Here is a 21,176-nt window from a genome sequence, read left to right on the forward strand (position 1 = left end):
GATACTTGTGTGCTCATTTTAATTGGTAAATAAAAGTTATGATTGTATTGTCGCAGGCTTCATCCCCATTTCCTTAAGGTGTTTGAAATGTGCAATGATAGCCTTGCGAGTACTCTTGTATTCATTATATGGTAAATTAAACTCTAATGCCGTTTGTTTTACGATTTTAGAGATTTTGGTATAATGAACGTGGCTTATATGTGGAAAAATGTGGTGTTCCACCTGATGGTTCAAACCGCCAGTAAACCAATTGACTAATCTATTTTTTGTTGAAAAATTAACTGTTGTAAATAACTGATGGATAGCCCATGTGTTTTTCATAGTACCTGTTTTATCTGGTATTGGCATTTGCGCCTCTTCTACCATATGAGCAAGTTGAAATACAACACTTAGTATTAATCCTGCAACATAATGCATTACAAAAAATCCTATTAAGATTTTCCACCAGGCTATGGACATAAAAATCATAGGGATTACAATCCAGATAGATACATAAATAATTTTGGTAACAACAATTGTACTCCATTGTTTTAAGGGACTTGGTAATTTGCCATATGAAAGCTTACGGGCCAAATAATTTTTGGTTTGTTTAAAATCTGTTGTAAGTGCCCAATTAAAAGTTAGCAATCCATATAAAAATATGGAATAATAGTGCTGAAACTTATGAAAACGTCTCCATTTTGCATGCTTAGTAAAACGAATAACTCTTCCTGCATCCATATCCTCATCATGTCCATGAATATTTGTATAGGTATGGTGAAGAACATTATGCTGTACTTGCCAATTATAAACATTGCCAGCTAGAATGTATAAACTACTTCCCATTAACTTATTGATCCATTTTTTTGAAGAATATGAATCATGATTACCATCGTGCATTACATTCATACCTACACCAGCCATTCCTACTCCCATTATTATAGTTAGCAATAGCATCCACCATTGTGAAATGTCAAGCGTAAGCATTAGAAAATATGGAGTTAAAAACATAGAGAACATAACAATTGCTTTCAGGTGTAACTTCCAGTTCCCTGTCCGTTTGATGTTGTTTTCCTTGAAATACAAGTTAACACGTTTGTTAAGTGTTCTAAAGAATTTTGCAGAATCTACTCTGCTAAAACGTATGTTAGGTGTAGTCATCATTATTGAGGTTTATAACCAAACGTTATTGATTATAATTATATTGGGTAAAGTTAGGTATTTAAATTTTTTTAAGTTCCTAAAAAGAAGTAAAATATATGATCTTAACATGTATTTTTGTGCTTTAATTTAATTATTGATGGATATTATACTAAAATACTTCCCGAACCTTACAGAAGAACAAAAAGTTCAGTTCTCAAAACTGGGAGAATTATATGCAGAGTGGAACGCCAAAATTAATGTGATTTCGCGTAAAGATATTGAATCACTTTATGAACGGCATGTATTGCATTCTCTTGGGATAGCCAGAGTTATGAAGTTTGTTCCCGGAGCGAAGGTGTTAGATGTTGGCACAGGAGGGGGTTTTCCAGGGATACCATTGGCAATTTTATTTCCAGAAACTCAGTTTTATTTAATTGATGTAATAGCCAAAAAGATACGTGTTGTTAATGAAGTAGCTAAAGCACTGAGTTTATCAAATGTAAAAGCAGAGCAACGTAGGGCGGGAACTTTTGATGATCGTTTCGACTTTATAGTGAGTCGCGCAGTTACCAATATGCCCGATTTTGTAAAATGGATTCGCAAGAACACTTTGAAAAAGGATAAACACGAATTTCAAAATGGTATTTTGTATCTTAAAGGAGGTGATCTAACCGAAGAATTATCGTTATTCCCAAAAGCAATAGAATATAAACTTTCTGATTATTTTGATTCTGAGTTTTTCGAAACTAAAAAAGTAGTGTACTTGCCATTAAAATATAAAGTTTAATGTTTGCTATTTACTGCGAATAATAATAAATGATTATCAAATATTCATTAAAATCAAGCAAGTTTTTATCGCTGATAGATATCATTAAAATTAAAAGTATTTTAGTGTTTTAAAATTACCGTTCAAACCCTTTTTTGTAGAATGTGTGTTTTAAACCATTAGAACCGATATAAAGAGACAAATAATTTAAGATGATTCTGTATGATAAAGAAATTACTAACATGCTTACTTATACTGATTTTTATATCCTGTCAAGAGCAAAGTAGTAAGTCACAAACTGAGACGAGTCATAAAGATTCCAAAATAGACTCGATAACGGTAATGAAAACAGAAACTCTTGACCAGGTCGTTCTTATAGAGCCATCAAGAGAGCTTTCTAAGGAAGAAATTCAATCCCTTTTTACAAAGAAGATAAAAGATCAGTTAGGGATAAATTACGGGATTTGGAAAGCATATGTTTATAACGACCACGAAGGTGAACATTATGCAGTTTTTACAGAACACTTTTTAAAAACCAATGAAAAGGAAGAATCGCTGTATGATAGTATTAGAGCATTTAATTTAATATATAGAGATAAACAATTTAAAATTAATTATACTACAAATGATTTTAAAAAGGAAGGTGAAGAATCAATTTGGTTTTGGACAAAATATTCTGAGTTTTCAGATTTGGATAAAGATGGGTTGATAGATCCTTTAGTTATTTATGGTTCATCGGGTCAAGACATGTATAATGATGGAAGGGTTAAGATTTTAATTTATTATAAAGGGAAAAAGATAGGAATACGACATCAGAATAGCGAAATGGATGATGAACGATATACTACTGTGGATAAAGAGTTTTATATGTTGCCTTTCAAAATACAGCATGTAGTAAAACAAAAGATGCAGATGATGACAGAGAAAGGACATGCTTATTTCCCTGGAGGTTGGAAAAAGGAAATGGCATTGGGAGCTACCCATATGGGGGGAGGAAATCAAACAAAATATAGCGATGAAATAGAAGCTATAGATGGATATACTCCGGATAATAACAAGTTTTATTTAAATTATTTGGTTGTAAATCAGCTTCAAAAGATGAAAAAAGCACTTGCAGATCAAAATAAGGTAGAATTGTCTAAATTTATTGATTTTCCCACCAAAGATTATCTATTTGTAAAAAGAGATGAAGAGTTAAATAAGCTCATAGAAGCTCAAAATGGGTACTTAACGCGACAAGTCTTTATTGAAAAATCAACCATACTATCAGAAAAAAGTCACCCAAGTCTTTATCAACTATTTCAGCATTTGGATTTAAACGCATTAAAAGATAGTTATACAGTAGATAAAACGGTTGAAATTCCCGGAGATAATTGTGATTATATATATTCAATATATTTGAATGAAAATAAGTTATCTATTAGTTACGGGATAAATACGGGTAGAGATGTAGAAGAGGAAGAGGCTTGCGGAGAGTATAATATATTTTTATATTTTACCTTAGAAGGAGATAGATTGATATATGATAGGAGTGATATGGCTGGATAAACTTGATTTTTATAAATTGTGAATATGAAGTATAGTATACGATGTCTTTTATGGTTGCTTATAGCAACTACACAGGTTTTTTTTGCCAATGATGGAGCCTATTATGCAAGTGGAAATCATTTGGTTCCTATAACCGATGCAGATATTGCTGTTACAAAAGAAATATTGAAAGTAACCCGGTATAAGGAAGAGTTTTTGAGTGTAGATGTATACTATGAGTTTTATAATCATGGTAATGACAAAAAGGTTCTTGTGGGTTTTGAAGCACCGTCTCCTTCTGGAGATGTAGATGGATATCCCATTAATGGAAAGCATCCATATATTAATAGATTTTCAGTAGAGATGAATACTGTTAACCTTTCTTACAAAACTGCTATCGTTTCAGATAGCTTATATTATAAAAATGGTGAGATTCTGGCAAAGACAGAAAATGAAGTTATAGGGAGTGATTTTAATACCAATGACCCCGAATTTTATTATGTCTATCATTTTAATGCAAATTTTAAAAAAGGAAAGAATGTAATTAGGCATAAGTATATCTTTAAGCTTTCAGGTTCGGTAATGGATAAGTATTCATTTGATTATATATTAACTGCTGCTAATCGTTGGTCCAATAAGCAGATAGACAATTTTACACTTATTGTTGATATGGGAAATGAAGCGAGTTTTAGTATCAATAAGTCATTTTATTCCGGTAATGACGATTGGGAAATAACAGGAAAAGGATTGAAGAGTTTTAATAAAGAGAGGGAATTTACAGATTTTTATATTGAAGAAGGTTCCCTGACATTTCATAAGAAAAATTTCGTATCCAAAGATGAGTTATATATATCGTCATCCAGGAATTTCCAGTATTGTCAAAAAGAAGAGTTTGATGCACAAGAATGTACAATTATTCCTTTTGATATTTCCTTTCAGGAAAAATTACAAGATGTAAAAGATGAAAAATCGTATAAGATTTTAAGAAATTTACCCTATGCAAGGAGAGGATATGTTTTTAAAACAGATTTTATACAAGCATATTATCAGAAACAATCCTGGTATACAAAAAATCCTACTTATGTTGCAGAATTAGAACCTTTGACAAAAGCAGAGAAAAATTGGTTAAAGTTTTTAAAAGCTAATGTCTCTTTCTAAGACAAGGCATTAAAATTAACAACGATATTTATTTAGAATATTGATTTTTTTAATCTTGATCTTTTAGATTGACCCGCATTTCGATTAAATGTTTCTCAAAACCTGTTTTTTCGTAAGCTTTTATAGCTCTGGGGTTTTTTTCATAGACGGTTAAGCGAACTTCTTCAAGGTTTTTACTTCTGAACCATTCATATAGATTTTGGATTACCATTTGACTTATTCCTTTACCGCGGTGTTCTTCTTTTACATACATAAAACCGATATATCCAAGTTGTTTTTGTTTAAAAAAGTCCTTTCGATCTCTAATTTGTCCATAGCCGCTCCCTACAATTTCTCCATCAATTTCGGCAACGACTACCTGGGTATGATCAGCCATGATGTAGGCACCTATATCATAATAGCTAATCTTTTCTAATTTTAAAGTAACATCCATTGGACGCTCTGCTTCAATGAGTAATTGTTCAAAATTAAGAAGTATTGGGAGATCTTCTGTTTTGGCGGTTCGTATTGTAATCATGTTTTTCAAAATTTATTGTTTTTTATGTGCGCTAAATAGAGTTTTATTGTTAACCTACCAGTTCGGAGTTTCGGCAAGTGGTTTGTAATCTTCAGTCCAGTTTTTTTCTCCTACTTTTTTTAATCCTAGTTTAGCAATCCAATACGGTAGTTTAGAAAGTTTTTCTCGTTTTTGGTTACGAATCCTTGTCCATTCAATACGATGCGTTCTGTTTTTGGAGAAAGTAGAAGCTACGTTGCTCCAATCCTCATCTTCTAATAGGGTTGCAAGCACTGCAGCATCTTCAAGAGCTAATGCTCCTCCTTGAGCCATAAAAGGAGGCATTCCGTGTGCGGCATCTCCAATTAGCACTAGTCTTCCATCACCCATAATAGGTAGTTTTGGGAGTTCTTCAAGGTCATTCCAATAAGAATGATCAGGAGACCACTCTTCAAGAATTTCAGGAACGGGAGAAGCAAATTTTTTGAAAGGTTCCATATAGAGGTCTTTGTCAAATGTTTTTAGGCCTTTTGTTTTTCGATTTACATAGCAATATGCAGAATCGTTATCTATTGGAATAATTAGAAATTGGCCTATAGCACTTATAAATAGTGTCCATGAATTGACTTTTTTAGGTTTTTTGATGATGAAACGACACACTTGAGCGGTAACTTTTCTCAAAGGGATATCTCCAAATATCAATGTTCTGGTTTTAGAATATAGACCATCAGCTCCGATAACCAAGTCGTATTTTTCTTTGTGACCATTAGATAATTCAATATCGATATATTGAGGATCGGTTTTTAAATTTTTTATAGTAGTGTCAAATAGGATGTTAACCTTATCAATACCATCTATAAGAATATCATGAAGTTTTTTTCTTTTAATTCCAACACAAGCTTTTTTTCTTCCCCATATTTTTTCGAGATCTAGCTTTAGTAACATTTTGGCATTTGAATCCATAATATGTCGAGAACTTACTATAAAACCTTCTTTTCTAACCATATCACCTAACCCTATTTTATCTAAAGCTACAATTCCGTTAGAAGGGATATATAGCCCAGTACCCGAAATTTGCCATTTGGGTTGTTTTTCTATTAGTGTTATATGATGCCCTTTGTGCTGGAGCATCCTAGCAATAGCAAGCCCTGCTATTCCTCCTCCCGCAATTAGTACCTTCTTCATTTTGTGTATATATATGGTTTCAAGTAAAATTAAATGTTTAAGCCGGTATACCCAAACAAAAAAAGCGTCCAATGGACGCTTTTTTTGTTTGGGTATAGTAGGTTTATTCTCCTAAGAAAGGATACCTGTAATCTACCGGTGTGACAAAAGTCTCTTTTATAGTACGAGGAGATACCCAACGCAGTAAGTTGAGGTATGATCCTGCTTTGTCATTAGTTCCTGATGCTCTGGCACCACCAAATGGTTGTTGCCCTACGACTGCACCAGTTGGTTTATCATTGATATAGAAATTACCTGCGCTATTTTGTAACGCTTTGGTAGCTTCCGCCGCAGCATAACGATCAGTAGAAAATATAGCTCCGGTTAAGGCATATTCACTGGTTTCATCAACTAACTTTAAGGTTTCTGACCATTGGTTGTCATCATATACATAAATTGTGATCACAGGGCCAAAAAGTTCAGTACACATTGTTGTGTATTTTGGATCTTTTGCAAGGATTACCGTAGGTTCTATAAAATATCCTTTAGTTTTATCATAATTACCTCCAGCAATGATTTCTGCATCATTATCATTTTTAGCCTGATCAATATATTTGGCTAGTTTATCAAAAGACCCTTCATGAATCACAGCAGTGATAAAGTTACTCATATCTTCTGGAGATCCCATTTTGAAAGACTTTATATCTTCTTTTAAAAACTTCTCTACATCAGTCCATAGGCTTTTCGGGATATATGCTCTGGAAGCGGCACTACATTTTTGTCCTTGAAATTCGAATGCACCGCGAGAAATTCCTGTGGCAACTTGTTTTGCATTTGCACTAGGGTGAGCAACAATAAAATCTTTACCACCGGTTTCTCCTACAATTCTTGGATATGTTTTATAATTATGAATATTAGTTCCGATTTTTGCCCAAATATCTTTAAAAACATGTGTGCTTCCTGTGAAGTGAATTCCTGCAAAATCAGGACTAGCCAAAACCGTATCTGTAATCATTACAGGATCACCATATACAACATTAATCACGCCATCAGGAACACCAGCTTCTTTAAAAATATCAACAATGACTTTTGCTGAATAAATTTGACTATCACTAGGTTTCCATACGACAGTGTTTCCCATTAAAGCAGCACTTGCGGGAAGATTTCCTGAAATAGCGGTGAAGTTAAATGGAGTAATAGCATATACAAAACCTTCCAATGGGCGATATTCTAATCGATTCCATGCACCCGAAGTAGAATCTGGTTGATCTTCATAAATTTGAGTCATGAATTCTACATTAAAACGTAAGAAATCAATAAACTCACAAGCAGCATCAATTTCTGCTTGAAATATATTTTTGGACTGGGCTAGCATAGTAGCTGCATTGATTTTTGCGCGGTAAGGTCCTGCAATTAATTCGGCAGCTTTTAAGAAAATTGCAGCACGTTGTTCCCATGCAAGATCGGCCCATTGCTGTCTGGCATCCAATGCAGTATCAATTGCTTTCTGGATGTGTTGTTTTTCTGCTCTATGGTATGTTCCCAGTATGTGTTGGTGCTCATGTGGAGGAGTCATTGTAGCAGTGTCTCCGGTTCTAATTTCTTCGCCATTAATATATAAAGGTACGTCGATAGTAGTATTGTACATTTCTGTATATGTTGCCAAAACTTCTTCCCTTTCAGGAGTTCCAGGAGCATATGACTTTACAGGCTCGTTTATAGCTGTAGGAACTTGAAAAAATCCTTTTCCCATAATGTAATGTGTTATAATTTAAATTAGTAAGATGTGTTTCTCAAAATGAGTTAGTCATTTAGGATTGCAAAGATAAAAAATTATGATGGCTAAAATCTATTTTAACCTTTTATGCAAAAAAAACACACAAAATAAGTAAAATTCTTCTGTCGATTCCTTTGTTTTAAAAGGTATAACATTTACATCCATAAGAAAAAGATGTTAAAGGTTGGTAAACAAAGTTAAAGAAAAACGAACTTAACCTTTTGGAGCTATAAAGGTGTAGAGTATGTAATTTTTTTTGTAAGTTGTGAGATATTTAGGCGACCCAAAATTTATGTGTACAGTTACGTTAATTCCAACTCAAGAAAATAATTTTATCCTTACCTCTAATCGTGATGAGGCCATAAATCGAAAAACATTACTTCCTGAATTTTATCAGGTGAATAAAACAAGAATGTTATTCCCAAAGGACGCCGTTGCCGGAGGCACTTGGATAGGGGTGAGTGATAAGAATACAATGATATGTTTGCTTAATGGAGGTTTTGAAATCCATGAAAGATCTTTGTCGTATAGACAAAGTAGAGGTGTTGTTGTTAAAGATTTGCTAGAAGCAGATCATTTAGAAGAAGCAATTTTGGCCTATAATTGTAAAGGGATAGAGCCTTTTACTATTGTGGCTGCAAATTGGCAATCTGACCTTTTGTTTTTTGAATTTGTCTGGGATGGACAACAAAAACATTTTAAAAGGTTAAAGAAAGAAATGCATATATGGTCATCTTCTACTTTGTATACCAAGGAGATGAAGGCTATGCGTAAAGAATGGTTTTCTGCTTATGAGAGCCAGAATGTATTGACATCAAATTCCCTCTTGGATTTTCATAAAAATGCTGGAATAGGAAATAAAGATGTAGATCTGCAAATCGATCGAGGTTTTTTAAAAACCAGAAGTATTACTCAAATCGTAAAAAAAGAAGAAGAGCTTTCTATGCGATATGAAAATCTACAAAATAAAGAAGTAAGTACTGTGGTTTTTGAAGCGATAACGGCTTAGAAAGATGATTTTAAATTAAGAAGATTGAACTATACAGGCAAAATAATTTCGCTTGCGTTTCCCGATACTTTTGTTCGTTTTTCTGATGAAAAAAATGCTTCAAGTTTATTACAATTGTTTGGCTTGGGTAAGAATGGAGTTATTAAGGCGGGGCACGCAGCTTTTGTGCTTATCGAAAATAAAACTGGTATTGCAGAATATTATGATTTTGGACGATATATAACACCTCACGGAAAAGGAAGGGTTAGGAGTGCTATTACAGATGTAGAGCTGGAGATACCATTTAAAGCTACGTTTACTACAGGTGGTAAATTGGCTAATATCAACGAATTTTTGTTATGGTTAGAAAAGCATCCTGAAAAAACTCATGGCAGTGGACGTTTGGTGGCGTCTGTATGTGATTATATTTTCTACGATAAAGCAAAAAAATATGTTCTAGAAACACAGGATAGAGGAAGTATCCCGTATTCTACTTTTAGAAAAGAAGGGAGCAATTGCTCAAGAATAGTTACAGATACAATTTTGAAGAGTACCGATAATTCTAGAATAAGAACTCCTTTGTTGAGAAATAAATTATTTACTCCAAGTCCTTTGGGGAATGTTGAAAAAGGATCTATGGAGAATAAGATATACCAAGTAGAAAAGGGAGTTCTTGTGGAGTATCCAAATTCGGTCTTCAGGGAAAATCTCACTAATTATTTTGATAAAAAAATACCGCCATTTGAAGAAAAGAAAAAGGTCGTGGTGCTAGATTTTTTAAAAGATGCTCATTTTCTTTCTGGGATTGGAAGTAGTGCATATTTCATAATCAAGGAATCTTTGCAAAAACAACTTTTTGAAATCAGAAGATATACCGAATATGGAGAAGAGGATTTTAAAGGATTGTTTAGAGCAACAAGAGATGGTTTTGATATCACCAAAGAGCATCATTTTGTATATGATTCTAACTGTAAATATTGTCACATAGAACAAGATGAGAAAAGATTTAGGTTTGAACAGGTAGAAATTATTACTAATTAAGTGCAAAAGGGGCGCTTAACTTAAAACCGGGAATCATTACTTGAAATTTTCGAGTAGATGTAAAATTAACCATATTATAATGTCCTTTCATTGCTCCAAAAGGTGAGCTAAGTAAACATCCACTATTGTAAGAGTGAGATTCTCCGGGTTTTAGGACAGGTTTTTTTCCGATTACTCCTTCGCCTTCGACAATTTCGGTGTTATTAAGGGCATCCTTGATCTCCCAAAAACGTGAAGTGAGCTGCACAGAATCTTTGCTTTGGTTTTCAATAGTAATGCGATAACCAAAGGCAAAGTGAATCTTGTAGTTCTTATAGAACGTGCCTTCAAAGGTGGTGTCCACCGAAATTTTTATACCTCTGGTAATTTGTTGAACCATATCAAAATATAAACACGGATCCTACTAAAGTTAGTACAGAACCTACACCTGCTAATATAAAAAATAATACATTCACTAACAGAAATTTAACAATAGTTTTACCTCTCCCTTGATTATAAAACTTTCGCATGGCTTTATACAGGTAAAATAAGAAAACAAGCATTGCGATATTAAAAAATGCATTGACGTTTGAGATTTTAGAAATTAGAATAGCGAGACCAATTACTATGAAAAACATGGTTTGCGTATGGAATATAAAAACTAGATGTTCCATATAATTGAAAGGTCTTCTAATGTATAAAAGCCAAATGCCTAAAGCAAAAAATGGCAGGAAGAAGAAAATTATAAAAGGTAATTTGTTAAATATGAATTCAAAAAACTCTTGCCCATAGTTTTCTTCTATTGATTTGGTTTTTAAAACTCTGTGATAAACGTATTTGTTAAGTTGGTTTTTTTTATGTTTTAATTCTGATAAAGCTCTATACGTAGATTTCTCTTCTGTTTTTTTATAATAATCTCTATACATTGCCCAAAGTTTAAAGCCTCTTTTAAAGAATCCGATACTATCGATTTGCTCTTGTGAATAATAGACAACTTCTTTGGGAGTATCTTCCTCAATATCTAAGAAAGAAAGTCCATCCGCATTTAGGATTTCTTGGCTAATTTTATCTTTTTCAGATTCAGGGATGCCATTAGTTGTTAATATTTGATCACTAATTTTTTGCTTTGTAGAATCATCCATTTTGATACTTTCTTTGATCTCATCGATGGCTTCTTTTCCGAATTTAGCTTTATCTTCCATTTCTGTTCTATAGCCATCAAAATCAATAAATAAACCATTAATGATAAAAAATATGATAGAAACACTAAGGTAGAATCGAAATGGATTAGCGTATTTTACTCGTTTACCTTGAATGTATTCTTTTGAGATTTTTCCAGGTTTAAAAAGTAATGCAATTATAGTGTGTCTTAATCGGGAATCATAAGAAAAAATACTGGCAAAAAACTCACTAAAAAAATCTTTAAGAGATAATCTCTTATTGGTGTTTATTTGTCCGCAATGATTGCAGTATCTATCTATAATGTCCAAAGGAACTCCACAGTTAAGACATTCGTCTCCTCTGTACTTTTTAAGAAATCTCCCCGTTTCTTTCATTTTTTTAGTTGTTTAGCCGGTAGGGGTCTAAAATAGGAGGAGTTTATTACAATCCCAAAAAATAAATTAGGAATTATTTTAGTTTGTAATATTTGCTGAGTTAGCTACGCCTTTTCCGATAGCTCTGTCATAACGTGCGCCCGGGGCACGATAATAAGGTATCACGGTGTATTCGTTTTCGGTTTCATCAAAATTGCCACTTATAAATCCAGGATCTATAGTTCCATCTGGTCTAAGTAATACATACTTATAGTTATAAAATCCTTGCTTGAATAGTCTTTTGTTGTAATATATGGCGTCTTTCTCATTATATTCGAGAAGAGTAGATTCGTCTAAGGTGTAATTATTAAAATTACCATAAAGATGAATTTTTCCACCGTCGAGAGGTTCATAGCATTCCAAAAAGAAATGCATCCAAACATAATCAGCTTCAACATTATTATCCTCTGCATCAAGATTTCGAATCACAAAATTTCCATTAATATCTGGATTATAGGTGTATTTTCTATTTGCTCTTACAATATTTGGATATAAATAGTTGTGGTAAATTCCATCTAGTTCAATTCTTCGGGTACTCACTGTGGAAGCTCTTATGTCCTTACTGTCAAAAAATAAAAATTCATTTCCTCCCCAAAAACTGGATTCCTGATCGTATTTATATACGAGTTTATCTGCAATGGTGAATTGAGGTTTTAGATTGGTAATTCCTCTGTTAATGTCATTGTTCTTCATGACTAAGGTCTTTACCGTTTGTTTGGGGTTTCTTAGGATTTCTCTAGCAGAATTTATTTCAAATTGAACAGATTGTTTTGTGTTGATGTATTTTAAGTCCCTTGATCTCTTGGTGTATACTTTTACAGTAGTAAGAGGTTCGTAAACTATAAATTTCCTTGAAAATACGACTTCATCATCGTCGTCGTAGATTTCTATTAGGTAGTTTCCGCTTACTTTAAGTCTTCTGGTATCTTCATTAGGGATGTTTAATGTATAGTGACTATACATTTGTAGCGTATTGAATGAGTTTTCATAGGTTACAATTCTAATTTCGTCAAATCCATCCAGGTATTCATTTTTGTATAGAGCAGAAGGAGTCCAATCAAAATTATAATGACTTATTCTATAGTAGTAATCCGATTCATCTCCTGTAGTGTCATCAAAAGCAATACTTATAGGTTCTCCTATTTTTAAAATAGGTACCCCCGCGAATTCTGCATCAGTAAGAAATTGAATGGTGTTGATATGACTTGCAGCAGGAGTTTCTTTGATTATGGACTGAGTATAAGAGGTATAGCAAGCCGCAATAGAAAATATAAAAAAGAATAAAATTTGTTTAAGTTTTTCTGGCATTATAAATAATGATTTCAGGTGTAAATATAAACAAATAGAATAGAGTTTTATTGCCTGCAAGATGGTTAAAGGAAATGTGTTTACTTCTTTTTGTTCCAAAACTCTTTGTGAGATGAACTTTCAATTTTGTTTTATTTTTTTGACTGGTAATTTAAATATGGATGCACAGATATTGTTTTGTTAATTATTTGGATAGTGGTATTTAAATTTGAAGAAATATGAAATGTATGTGATAAAGGATACGGTAAGAGATTGTATATTTGCCTCATAAAGTAGATGTTGTTTTTTTGATTCAAAAAAACACTTATTTAGAAACGTTATAAATAAAATCTTATAACAGAACCTGCTTTCACTTACGTGTTTTAATTAGTAAATTTGCACGATTTTTTTAGTTAATTAACATAGACTACAAATATGTCAAAAGACATTCGTATCAGAAAGGGCTTAGACATTAAGCTTGTTGGCGAAGCAGAGAAAGTTACTGTAAATGCCACTACAAGTAATGTTTACGCAATTAAGCCTGACGATTTTCACGGTATAATCCCCAAAGTTATTGCCAAACAAGGGACAGAAGTTAAAGCCGGCGAACCACTTTTTCACTCAAAATCTAATGAAAATATGCTTTTTCCTTCTCCAGTAAGTGGAGAGATTTTGGAAATAGTGCGTGGTGCCAAAAGAAAGATTTTAGCTTTCAAAATTCTAGCAGATAAAGAACAGCAATATGCAGACTTTGGTGCAAAAGATGTAAATGCTATGGATGGTGATGCTATAAAGGCACACTTATTGGCTTCGGGATGCTGGCCTTTTATTAAGCAACGTCCTTATGATGTCATTGCAAATCCTGACGCTACTCCAAAAGCTATTTTTATCTCTGGTTACACTACAGCTCCTCTTGAAGCAGATAATGACTATGTGTTGACAGGGAAAGAGAATGAACTCCAGGTAGCAGTTACGGCATTAAGTAAACTAACCAAAGGAAATGTTCATGTATCTGTTGGGAAAAATGGAAATTCTCCATTAGCAGGTTTAAATAATATTTCAGTTCATAGGGTTTCAGGTCCTCATCCAGCAGGAAATGTAAGTGTGCAAATAGCTAAGATAGATCCTATTAATAAAGGAGAAGTAGTTTGGACAATAAGCCCACAGGATCTTTTGATTATAGGAGAGTTGTTGCTTACAGGGAAATTTAATGCAGAAAGAACAATTGCTTTGGCAGGTTCTTCGGTTAAAACACCTAAGTACTATAGAACCAAAATAGGAGCTGAAGTAGCTTCTGTAGTGTACAATTCTGGAGTTATAGATGAAGGAAATATTAGAGTGATTAGTGGTAATGTTCTTACCGGTGAAAACGTAAAGCCCGATGGTCATCTTGGATATTACAATAGTAGTATAACGGTAATTCCTGAAGGAGATGATTATGAATTCTTTGGATGGAATAAACCTGTTTTTAATAAAATATCACCGTCTAGAGCGCTTACTTTTTCTTGGTTGTTTCCAAATAAAAAATACGATCTAAATACTAATACAAATGGTGAACATAGAGCATTTGTAGTTACTGGAAACTATGAGAGTGTATTTCCTTTAGATATTTACCCATTACAATTACTTAAGGCTTGTGCGGTAAATGATCTGGATGCAATGGAGCAGTTAGGTATGTATGAAGTTGCTCCTGAAGATTTTGCCCTGACTGAATTTATATGTGTTTCTAAACAACCACATCAGCAAATCATAAGAGAAGGGTTAGACTTAATGTTAAAAGAAATAGGATAGTGCTATGGGATTAAAAGATAAATTACATAAACTAAAACTTAAATATAAAGGCAAAAAAATGGCCCCTGCATTCAATGCAATCCATACTTTCTTGTATTTGCCTAATGAGACTACTCATTCTGGATCTCATGTTCGTGGAGCAGATGATTTAAAACGAACCATGAATACTGTAATCATGGCGTTACTACCATGTTTAATTTTTGGAATGTTTAATGCAGGATATCAACATCATCTTGCAGAAGGAGAAATAGAAGCTGTAGCTAACGGGTTTTTTAGTGCAGGATTCTGGTCAATAGATAATCTTGTTGTAGGACTTTGGAAGGTATTGCCGTTAGTTGTTATTTCTTACGGAGTTGGACTTGGAGTAGAATTTCTATTCGCAGTAATAAAAGGACACGAAGTAGAAGAAGGGTATTTGGTTACAGGAATGTTAGTACCATTAATCGTTCCGATAGATACACCATTATGGATGTTGGCAGTTGCAGTAATCTTTGGAGTAGTAATTGGTAAAGAGGTATTTGGAGGAACAGGTATGAATATACTAAATCCAGCCCTTACTATAAGAGCATTTTTGTTCTTTGCTTATCCAACATGGATGTCTGGAGATAAAGTATGGGTACACGGTGCTGTAGAAAGAGCTAACGAGATAGCCGGTGGAGCACAGTTAGATGCAATATCAGGTGAAACTGTCCTGGGAAGCTTGGCACAAGGAAAAGAAATTTCATACTCAGTTGCTGATATGTTTTTAGGGTTTATTCCTGGTTCTGTAGGTGAAACTTCTGCGTTATTGATTTTACTAGGAGGATTGTTTTTGATCTTTACCAAGATTGGAAGCTGGAGAATTATGGCAAGTGCAGCTCTTGGAGCATTAGCTATGGGATTAATTTTTAACGGAGTTGTAAGCGCAGAATGGATTAGTGAAGGAAGTAAATTCTATAGTTTGATGAGTACAGAATTCTGGCATCATTTAATTATAGGTGGTTTTGCTTTTGGGGTTGTATTTATGGCTACCGATCCAGTAACTGCTTCGCAAACAAACAAAGGGAAATGGATATATGGATTCTTGATTGGATTTATCTCTATATTGATTAGGGTATTCAATCCAGCATATCCAGAAGGAGTAATGCTAGCAATTCTATTAATGAACGTATTTGCTCCAACGATCGATCACTATGTGGTTCAGGGTAATATCAAGAAAAGAATGAAACGTTTAAAACTAAAAACGGCTTAATCATGGCGATGAATACAGATAAAAATTCATATACGATCATATTTGCCATTGCAATGGTAGTTGTGGTCGGTTCATTATTAGCATTTACTGCATCTTCATTAAAAGACAGAATAGATGCCAATAAGCGTACAGAAAAACAACAGAATATTTTATTTGCAATGGGTGTTGCAGATGCAGAGGATTCTAATGAATTTGTACCAACAGAAAAAGCTCAGGAGTTGTTTGATAAATATGTAGGTGATGAACAGTATATTATTACTGGAAGTTCTGCAGAGAAAACAAGTGATGCTTTTAGTATTGAGGTAAAAAAAGAAAACGATAAAGTTAAGCAAGATCCTAATTACCAGAGAAAAATGCCTTTGTTTATAGGGAAGAAAGATGGTCAGGAATACTATGTGGTTCCTATGAGAGGTAATGGTCTTTGGGATGCGATTTGGGGTTATGTTTCTTTAGATAAAGAATTCAAGACAGTTAAAGGAGCGTTCTTTGATCATAAAGGAGAAACACCAGGTTTAGGAGCAAATATAAAGGAAGCATATTTTAGAGATGATTTTATAGGAGAAAGCATTTTAGATGCTTCAGGAAACTATAAAGGAATTACTGTGAAAAAAGGAAATGCAGATCCTAAAAATGTGGATAAAAGTGATAATGAAGTAGATGCCATGGCTGGAGCAACAATTACAGGCGATGGCGTTACGGCAATGGTAAAGAAAGGAATAAAGATGTATCAACCTTATTTCGAAACTTTAAAAAAATAACAAATGGCTGAAGTAACAGAAGAAAAAGTTAAAGTAAAAGAGCCTAAAGAGCCTTTGTTTTCAAAGAAAAACAAGAAATTACTTACAGATCCTCTTGCTGATAATAACCCAATTACAATACAAGTATTAGGTATTTGTTCTGCATTAGCGATTACAGCGCAATTAAAGCCATCCATCGTTATGGCAATCTCAGTAATTTTTGTTTTAGGAATAGGAAATGTAGTCATCTCTTTAATGAGGAATATCATTCCATCCAAAATTAGAATTATTGTTCAATTGGTTGTGGTAGCTGCACTAGTAATCGTAGTAGATCAGGTGCTAAAAGCTTTTGCATATACACTAAGTAAAGAACTTTCTGTATTTATTGGTTTGATTATCACGAACTGTATTATTATGGGGCGTTTTGAAGCCTTTGCTTTAGGTAATGGACCTTGGAAATCTTTCTTAGACGGAATAGGAAATGCAGCCGGATATGGAGTCTTATTAGTGATTGTGGCATTCTTTAGAGAATTACTTGGATCAGGGACGTTATTCGGAGCTAAAGTGTTAGGAGATCCTATAGAAAAAACAGGATTGTATGCTTTGGGATACGAAAATAATGGTTTTATGGTATTAGCACCAATGGCGTTAATTACCGTTGGGATTATTATCTGGATCCAGAGAAGTAAAAATAAGGCATTAATCGAAGATCATTAAAATAAAGAAACATGGAATATTTAGAATTATTTTTAAAATCGATCTTTATAGATAATATGGTATTTGCATTCTTTTTAGGAATGTGTTCATACCTTGCTGTTTCCAAAAAAGTATCTACAGCAGTAGGTCTTGGAGCTGCGGTAATATTCGTATTGGCAATAACAGTACCATTAAACTTCTTATTAGACAAATACATTCTTAGAGAAGGAGCTTTGGTGTGGTTAGGGCCAGAATATGCAGATTATGATTTAAGTTTTTTGACTTTTATACTTTTTATTGCAACCATTGCAACAATGGTACAATTAGTAGAAATTATAGTAGAGAAATTTTCTCCATCACTTTATAATTCATTAGGTATATTTTTGCCATTGATTGCTGTTAACTGTGCAATCTTGGGAGGGTCTTTGTTTATGCAGCAAAAAGAGTTTGCAACAATTACTCACGCTGGAGTTTATGGAATCGGATCTGGAATCGGATGGTTCTTGGCAATTCTTGCGATTGCGGCAATTCGCGAAAAGATCAGATACTCTAATGTGCCCGCTCCTCTTAGAGGGTTAGGAATAACTTTTATTCTTACGGGATTAATGGCTATTGGTTTTATGAGTTTTGGTGGAATGTTAACTGGTGGAGATGAAGAGGAGAAAAAAGAGACAAAATCAGTTCAAGTCGAAAAAGAAGAGACTACAAAAGAAGTAGCCGAAAATACTAACGTTACAACACTTAAATAATATGATATTTTTAGCATCTACCGGTGGTACAATAGCAATAACGATTATTTCGTTTTTGGTGCTGATTCTTGTTTTAGTAGGAATCTTATTATTTGCAAAAGATAAGTTACTGCCATCTGGACCAGTAAAGATTACCATTAATGGTGAAAAAGAAATAGAAGTAGCTTCAGGAGGGACATTATTATCTACTTTGGGAGCTCAGAAAATATTTTTACCCTCTGCTTGTGGTGGTGGTGGAACCTGTATTCAATGTGAATGCCACGTATTAGAAGGTGGTGGAGAAGCGTTACCTACAGAGACGCCTCATTTTTCACGAAAAGAATTGCAACATGGAGCGCGTTTGGCTTGTCAGGTTAAGGTAAAACAAAATATGAATATCGAAGTTCCGGAAGAGGTATTCGGGATTAAGAAATGGGAAGCTGAAGTAGTTCGTAATTACAATGTGGCTTCTTTTATTAAAGAATTTGTAGTACGTATTCCAGAAGATATGGGATATAAAGCGGGTGGATATATTCAGATCGAAATCCCACAATGTGAGATTAAGTATGAAGATATTGATATTACTGCCCATCCAGAAGAGCATGAGACTCCAGATAAATTCCAGGCAGAATGGGATAAATTTGGTCTTTGGCCATTAGTTATGAAAAATGACGAAACGGTAGAGCGTGCATATTCTATGGCTTCATATCCAGCAGAAGGAAGAGAAATAATGCTTAATGTACGTATTGCTACTCCGCCATGGGATAGAGCAAAGAATGGATGGATGGATGTAAACCCTGGGGTAGCATCATCTTATATTTTTGCTCAAAAACCAGGAGATAAAGTAGTTATTTCTGGCCCTTATGGAGAGTTCTTTATTAATGAATCTGAGGCAGAAATGCTTTATGTAGGAGGTGGTGCAGGTATGGCACCAATGCGATCTCACTTATATCACCTATTCAAAACCTTATCGACTGGACGTAAAGTGACATATTGGTATGGTGGGCGATCTAAGCGGGAGTTGTTTTATCTGGATCATTTCTATGACTTAGAAAAAAACTTCCCTAACTTTAAGTTCTACCTTGCACTTTCTGAGCCTTTGGAAGAAGATAACTGGAAAGTGAAAGCAGATATTGATGCAGAGGGAGATGGATTTGTAGGATTTATTCATAATTGTGTTATAGATAATTATCTAAATCATCACGAAGCTCCAGAAGATATTGAACTGTATTTCTGTGGTCCACCATTAATGAACAAAGCTGTTCAAAAAATGGGTGAAGATTTTGGTATCCCAGATGAGAATATCAGATTTGATGACTTTGGAGGGTAAAATATAGTATTGATCAATATTTTCTTCTAAGTATAGAAAATATATAAATGATTCACGGGAAACCGGTATAAGTAATTATATCGGTTTTTTTATTTTTGGATAAATCTGTTTTCTATGATGAAATATGATATTCTTAGGGTTTTAATATTTGTAATTCTGTGCACTGGTTTATTAACTTGTTCAACATTATATTCCCAAAACATAAAAATATCCAGAGACTCTTTGGTTAATATCATTGAATTTGATGGGGCTTTTTATAATAAATATACGTTAAAGCAATTGATAGTAGATACTTGCAAAGCCTCTAGTGTTTTACGAAATAAAAATCAAAATTATTCAGAAAACAATCTTATTGATAACAATGACCATACCGCGTGGGTTGAAGGTGCTTTGAATGCTGGTATTGGAGAAAAAATTCGGATTACTTTTAAGGATAAAAATGCTTTGCCTTATGCAATTAGGGTAGTTCCAGGATATTTAAAATCTGAAGAAATTTGGTATAAGAATAATAGAGTTGCTAATATTACTATCAGAACCGTAGGAAAAGAGGGAGATTCAGAATATATAATTGATGAATGGAAAGATGTGAGTTTTAGAAGAGATTCTTTATCTAAAGTTTCGATTTCTCCTGTATATATTGATATTAGCCAAAATTATATTCAGCATATGGGGTATAACGATTTTGTGGCCATAGAATTCGAAATTATGGAAGTTGATAATGTTGGAGCGATATATAATGACACATGTATTTCTGAAATGAGTTTTTATGAAATTAATGAACTAATCAAAAGCTATTCTCCCGAAGAATATCAAAAAATAAAGAATTAATAATCCTGATGTTATGAAAAAATATATAATATCTCTGACTATAATAGTCATTTTGTTTTTGATATTTAGAAATACATCAAAAGGTAAAATGGTAACTAACCACATAAAATCAGTTGTAAGTAATGTGGTTACAGATGCTGATTATATTAATACTAAAGGAGATTCTATATCAACAAGAGTTATTGTTCCCAAAGGATATAGTAGAGTTAAGTATGCTGTAGGCTCGTTTCAAGAGTATCTTCGTCATTATAGGTTAAAACCTTATGGGAGTAAAATTATTAATTATGACGATAGTGAGTATTTTGCACAAGATTGGCATGACGCAATTTTAGAAGTTCCTGTTCCGTCTAACGGATTGCAACAATGTGCAGATGCATTAATGAGGATAAGATCAGAGTATTTGTGGGAGAAAAACAAAAAAGATAAAATAGGGTTTAATTTTACTTCTGGACATTATTGTTCGTGGATCAAATATGCAGAAGGTTTTCGACCTAAAATAAAAGGAAATAAAGTAACATTTCACAAAACAGCAAGTCCCAACCATTCCAAAGCAAACTTCTATACATACTTAAATCTGATTTATACCTATGCAGGAACAATGTCGATGCATAATGAACTGAAAAAAATACAAGTTAAGGATGTTCGAATCGGAGATATGTTGGTTAAACCAGGTTCCCCAGGACATATTGAAATCGTAGTAGACGAAATCCAAAATGCAGATGGGGATAGAATGTATCTTCTGGCTCAAGGAAACACACCAGCGCAGAATGTTTGTTTGCTTAAAAATTTTGAAAACACTAAATTTTCTCCCTGGTATAGGTTTGATAAAAATGAACCTGTATATACCCCTAGTTATTATTTTGATAAAGCAATATTTGTTCGGTTTAAGTAATTTTTACAATATCCTATTTAGAATTGATTTTTTGATAAGAATA

The 21,176-nt window shown here is 33.5% G+C and carries 20 protein-coding genes; 13 read left to right on the forward strand and 7 right to left on the reverse strand.

Features of this window, described 5'->3' with window-relative positions:
- Positions 1-36: 36 nt before the first annotated feature.
- The gene (locus tag PQF96_RS17465; RefSeq protein ID WP_109438860.1) at positions 37-1,140 is read right to left on the reverse strand and encodes a fatty acid desaturase family protein; all 1,104 of its coding nucleotides are present in this window, start codon (positions 1,138-1,140) and stop codon (positions 37-39) included.
- 139 nt (positions 1,141-1,279) lie between these two features.
- Between PQF96_RS17465 and rsmG the strand changes: the two genes are divergently transcribed.
- The 3 genes from rsmG (at position 1,280) to PQF96_RS17480 (ending at position 4,573) form a co-directional block, all read left to right on the forward strand.
- Positions 1,280-1,909: a 16S rRNA (guanine(527)-N(7))-methyltransferase RsmG gene (gene rsmG, locus PQF96_RS17470; RefSeq protein WP_109438711.1), complete on the forward strand. Its 630-nt coding sequence runs from the start codon at positions 1,280-1,282 to the stop codon at positions 1,907-1,909.
- Between the two features lie 201 nt (positions 1,910-2,110).
- Positions 2,111-3,436, forward strand: a complete 1,326-nt coding sequence (locus tag PQF96_RS17475; protein ID WP_271767619.1) for a M949_RS01915 family surface polysaccharide biosynthesis protein — start codon at positions 2,111-2,113, stop codon at positions 3,434-3,436.
- 24 nt (positions 3,437-3,460) lie between these two features.
- Positions 3,461-4,573, forward strand: coding sequence for a YARHG domain-containing protein (locus PQF96_RS17480; RefSeq protein ID WP_271767620.1), 1,113 nt, complete (start codon positions 3,461-3,463; stop codon positions 4,571-4,573).
- A 49-nt stretch (positions 4,574-4,622) separates the two neighbouring features.
- On the opposite strand, the gene PQF96_RS17485 is transcribed toward PQF96_RS17480, so the two are convergent.
- The 3 genes from PQF96_RS17485 to pruA all read right to left on the reverse strand — a co-directional run bounded on the left by PQF96_RS17485 (position 4,623) and on the right by pruA (position 7,986).
- Positions 4,623-5,090, reverse strand: coding sequence for a GNAT family N-acetyltransferase (locus tag PQF96_RS17485; protein WP_271767621.1), 468 nt, complete (start codon positions 5,088-5,090; stop codon positions 4,623-4,625).
- Positions 5,091-5,144: 54 nt separating this feature from the next.
- Positions 5,145-6,254, reverse strand: coding sequence for an FAD-dependent oxidoreductase (locus PQF96_RS17490; protein WP_271767622.1), 1,110 nt, complete (start codon positions 6,252-6,254; stop codon positions 5,145-5,147).
- A 103-nt stretch (positions 6,255-6,357) separates the two neighbouring features.
- On the reverse strand, positions 6,358-7,986 hold the full coding sequence (pruA, locus tag PQF96_RS17495) for an L-glutamate gamma-semialdehyde dehydrogenase (protein ID WP_271767623.1): 1,629 nt from the start codon (positions 7,984-7,986) through the stop codon (positions 6,358-6,360).
- Between the two features lie 316 nt (positions 7,987-8,302).
- Here pruA and PQF96_RS17500 point away from each other — a divergent pair, with 316 nt between their 5' ends.
- Positions 8,303-9,019 carry an NRDE family protein gene (locus tag PQF96_RS17500; RefSeq protein ID WP_271767624.1) on the forward strand — a complete coding sequence of 239 codons (717 nt, stop codon included), beginning with the start codon at positions 8,303-8,305 and terminating at the stop codon, positions 9,017-9,019.
- Positions 9,020-9,043: 24 nt separating this feature from the next.
- Entirely contained in the window at positions 9,044-10,039 is a 996-nt protein-coding gene (locus PQF96_RS17505) for a DUF6695 family protein (RefSeq protein ID WP_271767625.1), read from the forward strand.
- On the opposite strand, the gene apaG is transcribed toward PQF96_RS17505, so the two are convergent.
- From apaG to PQF96_RS17520, 3 genes are all read right to left on the reverse strand, one after another.
- Complete coding sequence (apaG, locus tag PQF96_RS17510) at positions 10,032-10,418, reverse strand: Co2+/Mg2+ efflux protein ApaG (RefSeq protein WP_109438703.1); 387 nt, start codon at positions 10,416-10,418, stop codon at positions 10,032-10,034. The two genes, PQF96_RS17505 and apaG, sit on opposite strands and share 8 nt — an antisense overlap.
- Before the next feature lies 1 nt (position 10,419).
- Entirely contained in the window at positions 10,420-11,574 is a 1,155-nt protein-coding gene (locus tag PQF96_RS17515; RefSeq protein WP_109438702.1) for a DUF3667 domain-containing protein, read from the reverse strand.
- A 78-nt stretch (positions 11,575-11,652) separates the two neighbouring features.
- Positions 11,653-12,921 carry a type IX secretion system plug protein gene (locus PQF96_RS17520; protein ID WP_271767626.1) on the reverse strand — a complete coding sequence of 423 codons (1,269 nt, stop codon included), beginning with the start codon at positions 12,919-12,921 and terminating at the stop codon, positions 11,653-11,655.
- A gap of 414 nt (positions 12,922-13,335) precedes the next feature.
- Between PQF96_RS17520 and PQF96_RS17525 the strand changes: the two genes are divergently transcribed.
- From PQF96_RS17525 to PQF96_RS17560, 8 genes are all read left to right on the forward strand, one after another.
- Positions 13,336-14,691, forward strand: a complete 1,356-nt coding sequence (locus tag PQF96_RS17525; RefSeq protein WP_109438700.1) for a Na(+)-translocating NADH-quinone reductase subunit A — start codon at positions 13,336-13,338, stop codon at positions 14,689-14,691.
- Positions 14,692-14,695: 4 nt separating this feature from the next.
- Complete coding sequence (locus tag PQF96_RS17530) at positions 14,696-15,922, forward strand: NADH:ubiquinone reductase (Na(+)-transporting) subunit B (RefSeq protein WP_271767627.1); 1,227 nt, start codon at positions 14,696-14,698, stop codon at positions 15,920-15,922.
- 2 nt (positions 15,923-15,924) lie between these two features.
- A complete protein-coding gene (locus PQF96_RS17535; protein WP_271767628.1) occupies positions 15,925-16,680 on the forward strand; it encodes a Na(+)-translocating NADH-quinone reductase subunit C in 756 nt (251 codons plus the stop codon).
- Positions 16,681-16,683: 3 nt separating this feature from the next.
- Positions 16,684-17,376, forward strand: a complete 693-nt coding sequence (locus tag PQF96_RS17540) for an NADH:ubiquinone reductase (Na(+)-transporting) subunit D (protein WP_271767629.1) — start codon at positions 16,684-16,686, stop codon at positions 17,374-17,376.
- 11 nt (positions 17,377-17,387) lie between these two features.
- A complete protein-coding gene (nqrE, locus tag PQF96_RS17545) occupies positions 17,388-18,104 on the forward strand; it encodes an NADH:ubiquinone reductase (Na(+)-transporting) subunit E (RefSeq protein WP_109438696.1) in 717 nt (238 codons plus the stop codon).
- A gap of 1 nt (position 18,105) precedes the next feature.
- Complete coding sequence (gene nqrF / locus PQF96_RS17550) at positions 18,106-19,413, forward strand: NADH:ubiquinone reductase (Na(+)-transporting) subunit F (protein WP_109438695.1); 1,308 nt, start codon at positions 18,106-18,108, stop codon at positions 19,411-19,413.
- 114 nt (positions 19,414-19,527) lie between these two features.
- A complete protein-coding gene (locus PQF96_RS17555; protein ID WP_271767630.1) occupies positions 19,528-20,241 on the forward strand; it encodes an NADase-type glycan-binding domain-containing protein in 714 nt (237 codons plus the stop codon).
- A gap of 13 nt (positions 20,242-20,254) precedes the next feature.
- Entirely contained in the window at positions 20,255-21,133 is an 879-nt protein-coding gene (locus PQF96_RS17560; protein ID WP_109438693.1) for a DUF4846 domain-containing protein, read from the forward strand.
- The last annotated feature ends 43 nt before the right edge of the window (positions 21,134-21,176 follow it).

This window comes from Aquimarina algiphila (genome assembly GCF_947494415.1).
GTDB classification, from domain to species: Bacteria; Bacteroidota; Bacteroidia; order Flavobacteriales; family Flavobacteriaceae; genus Aquimarina; species Aquimarina algiphila.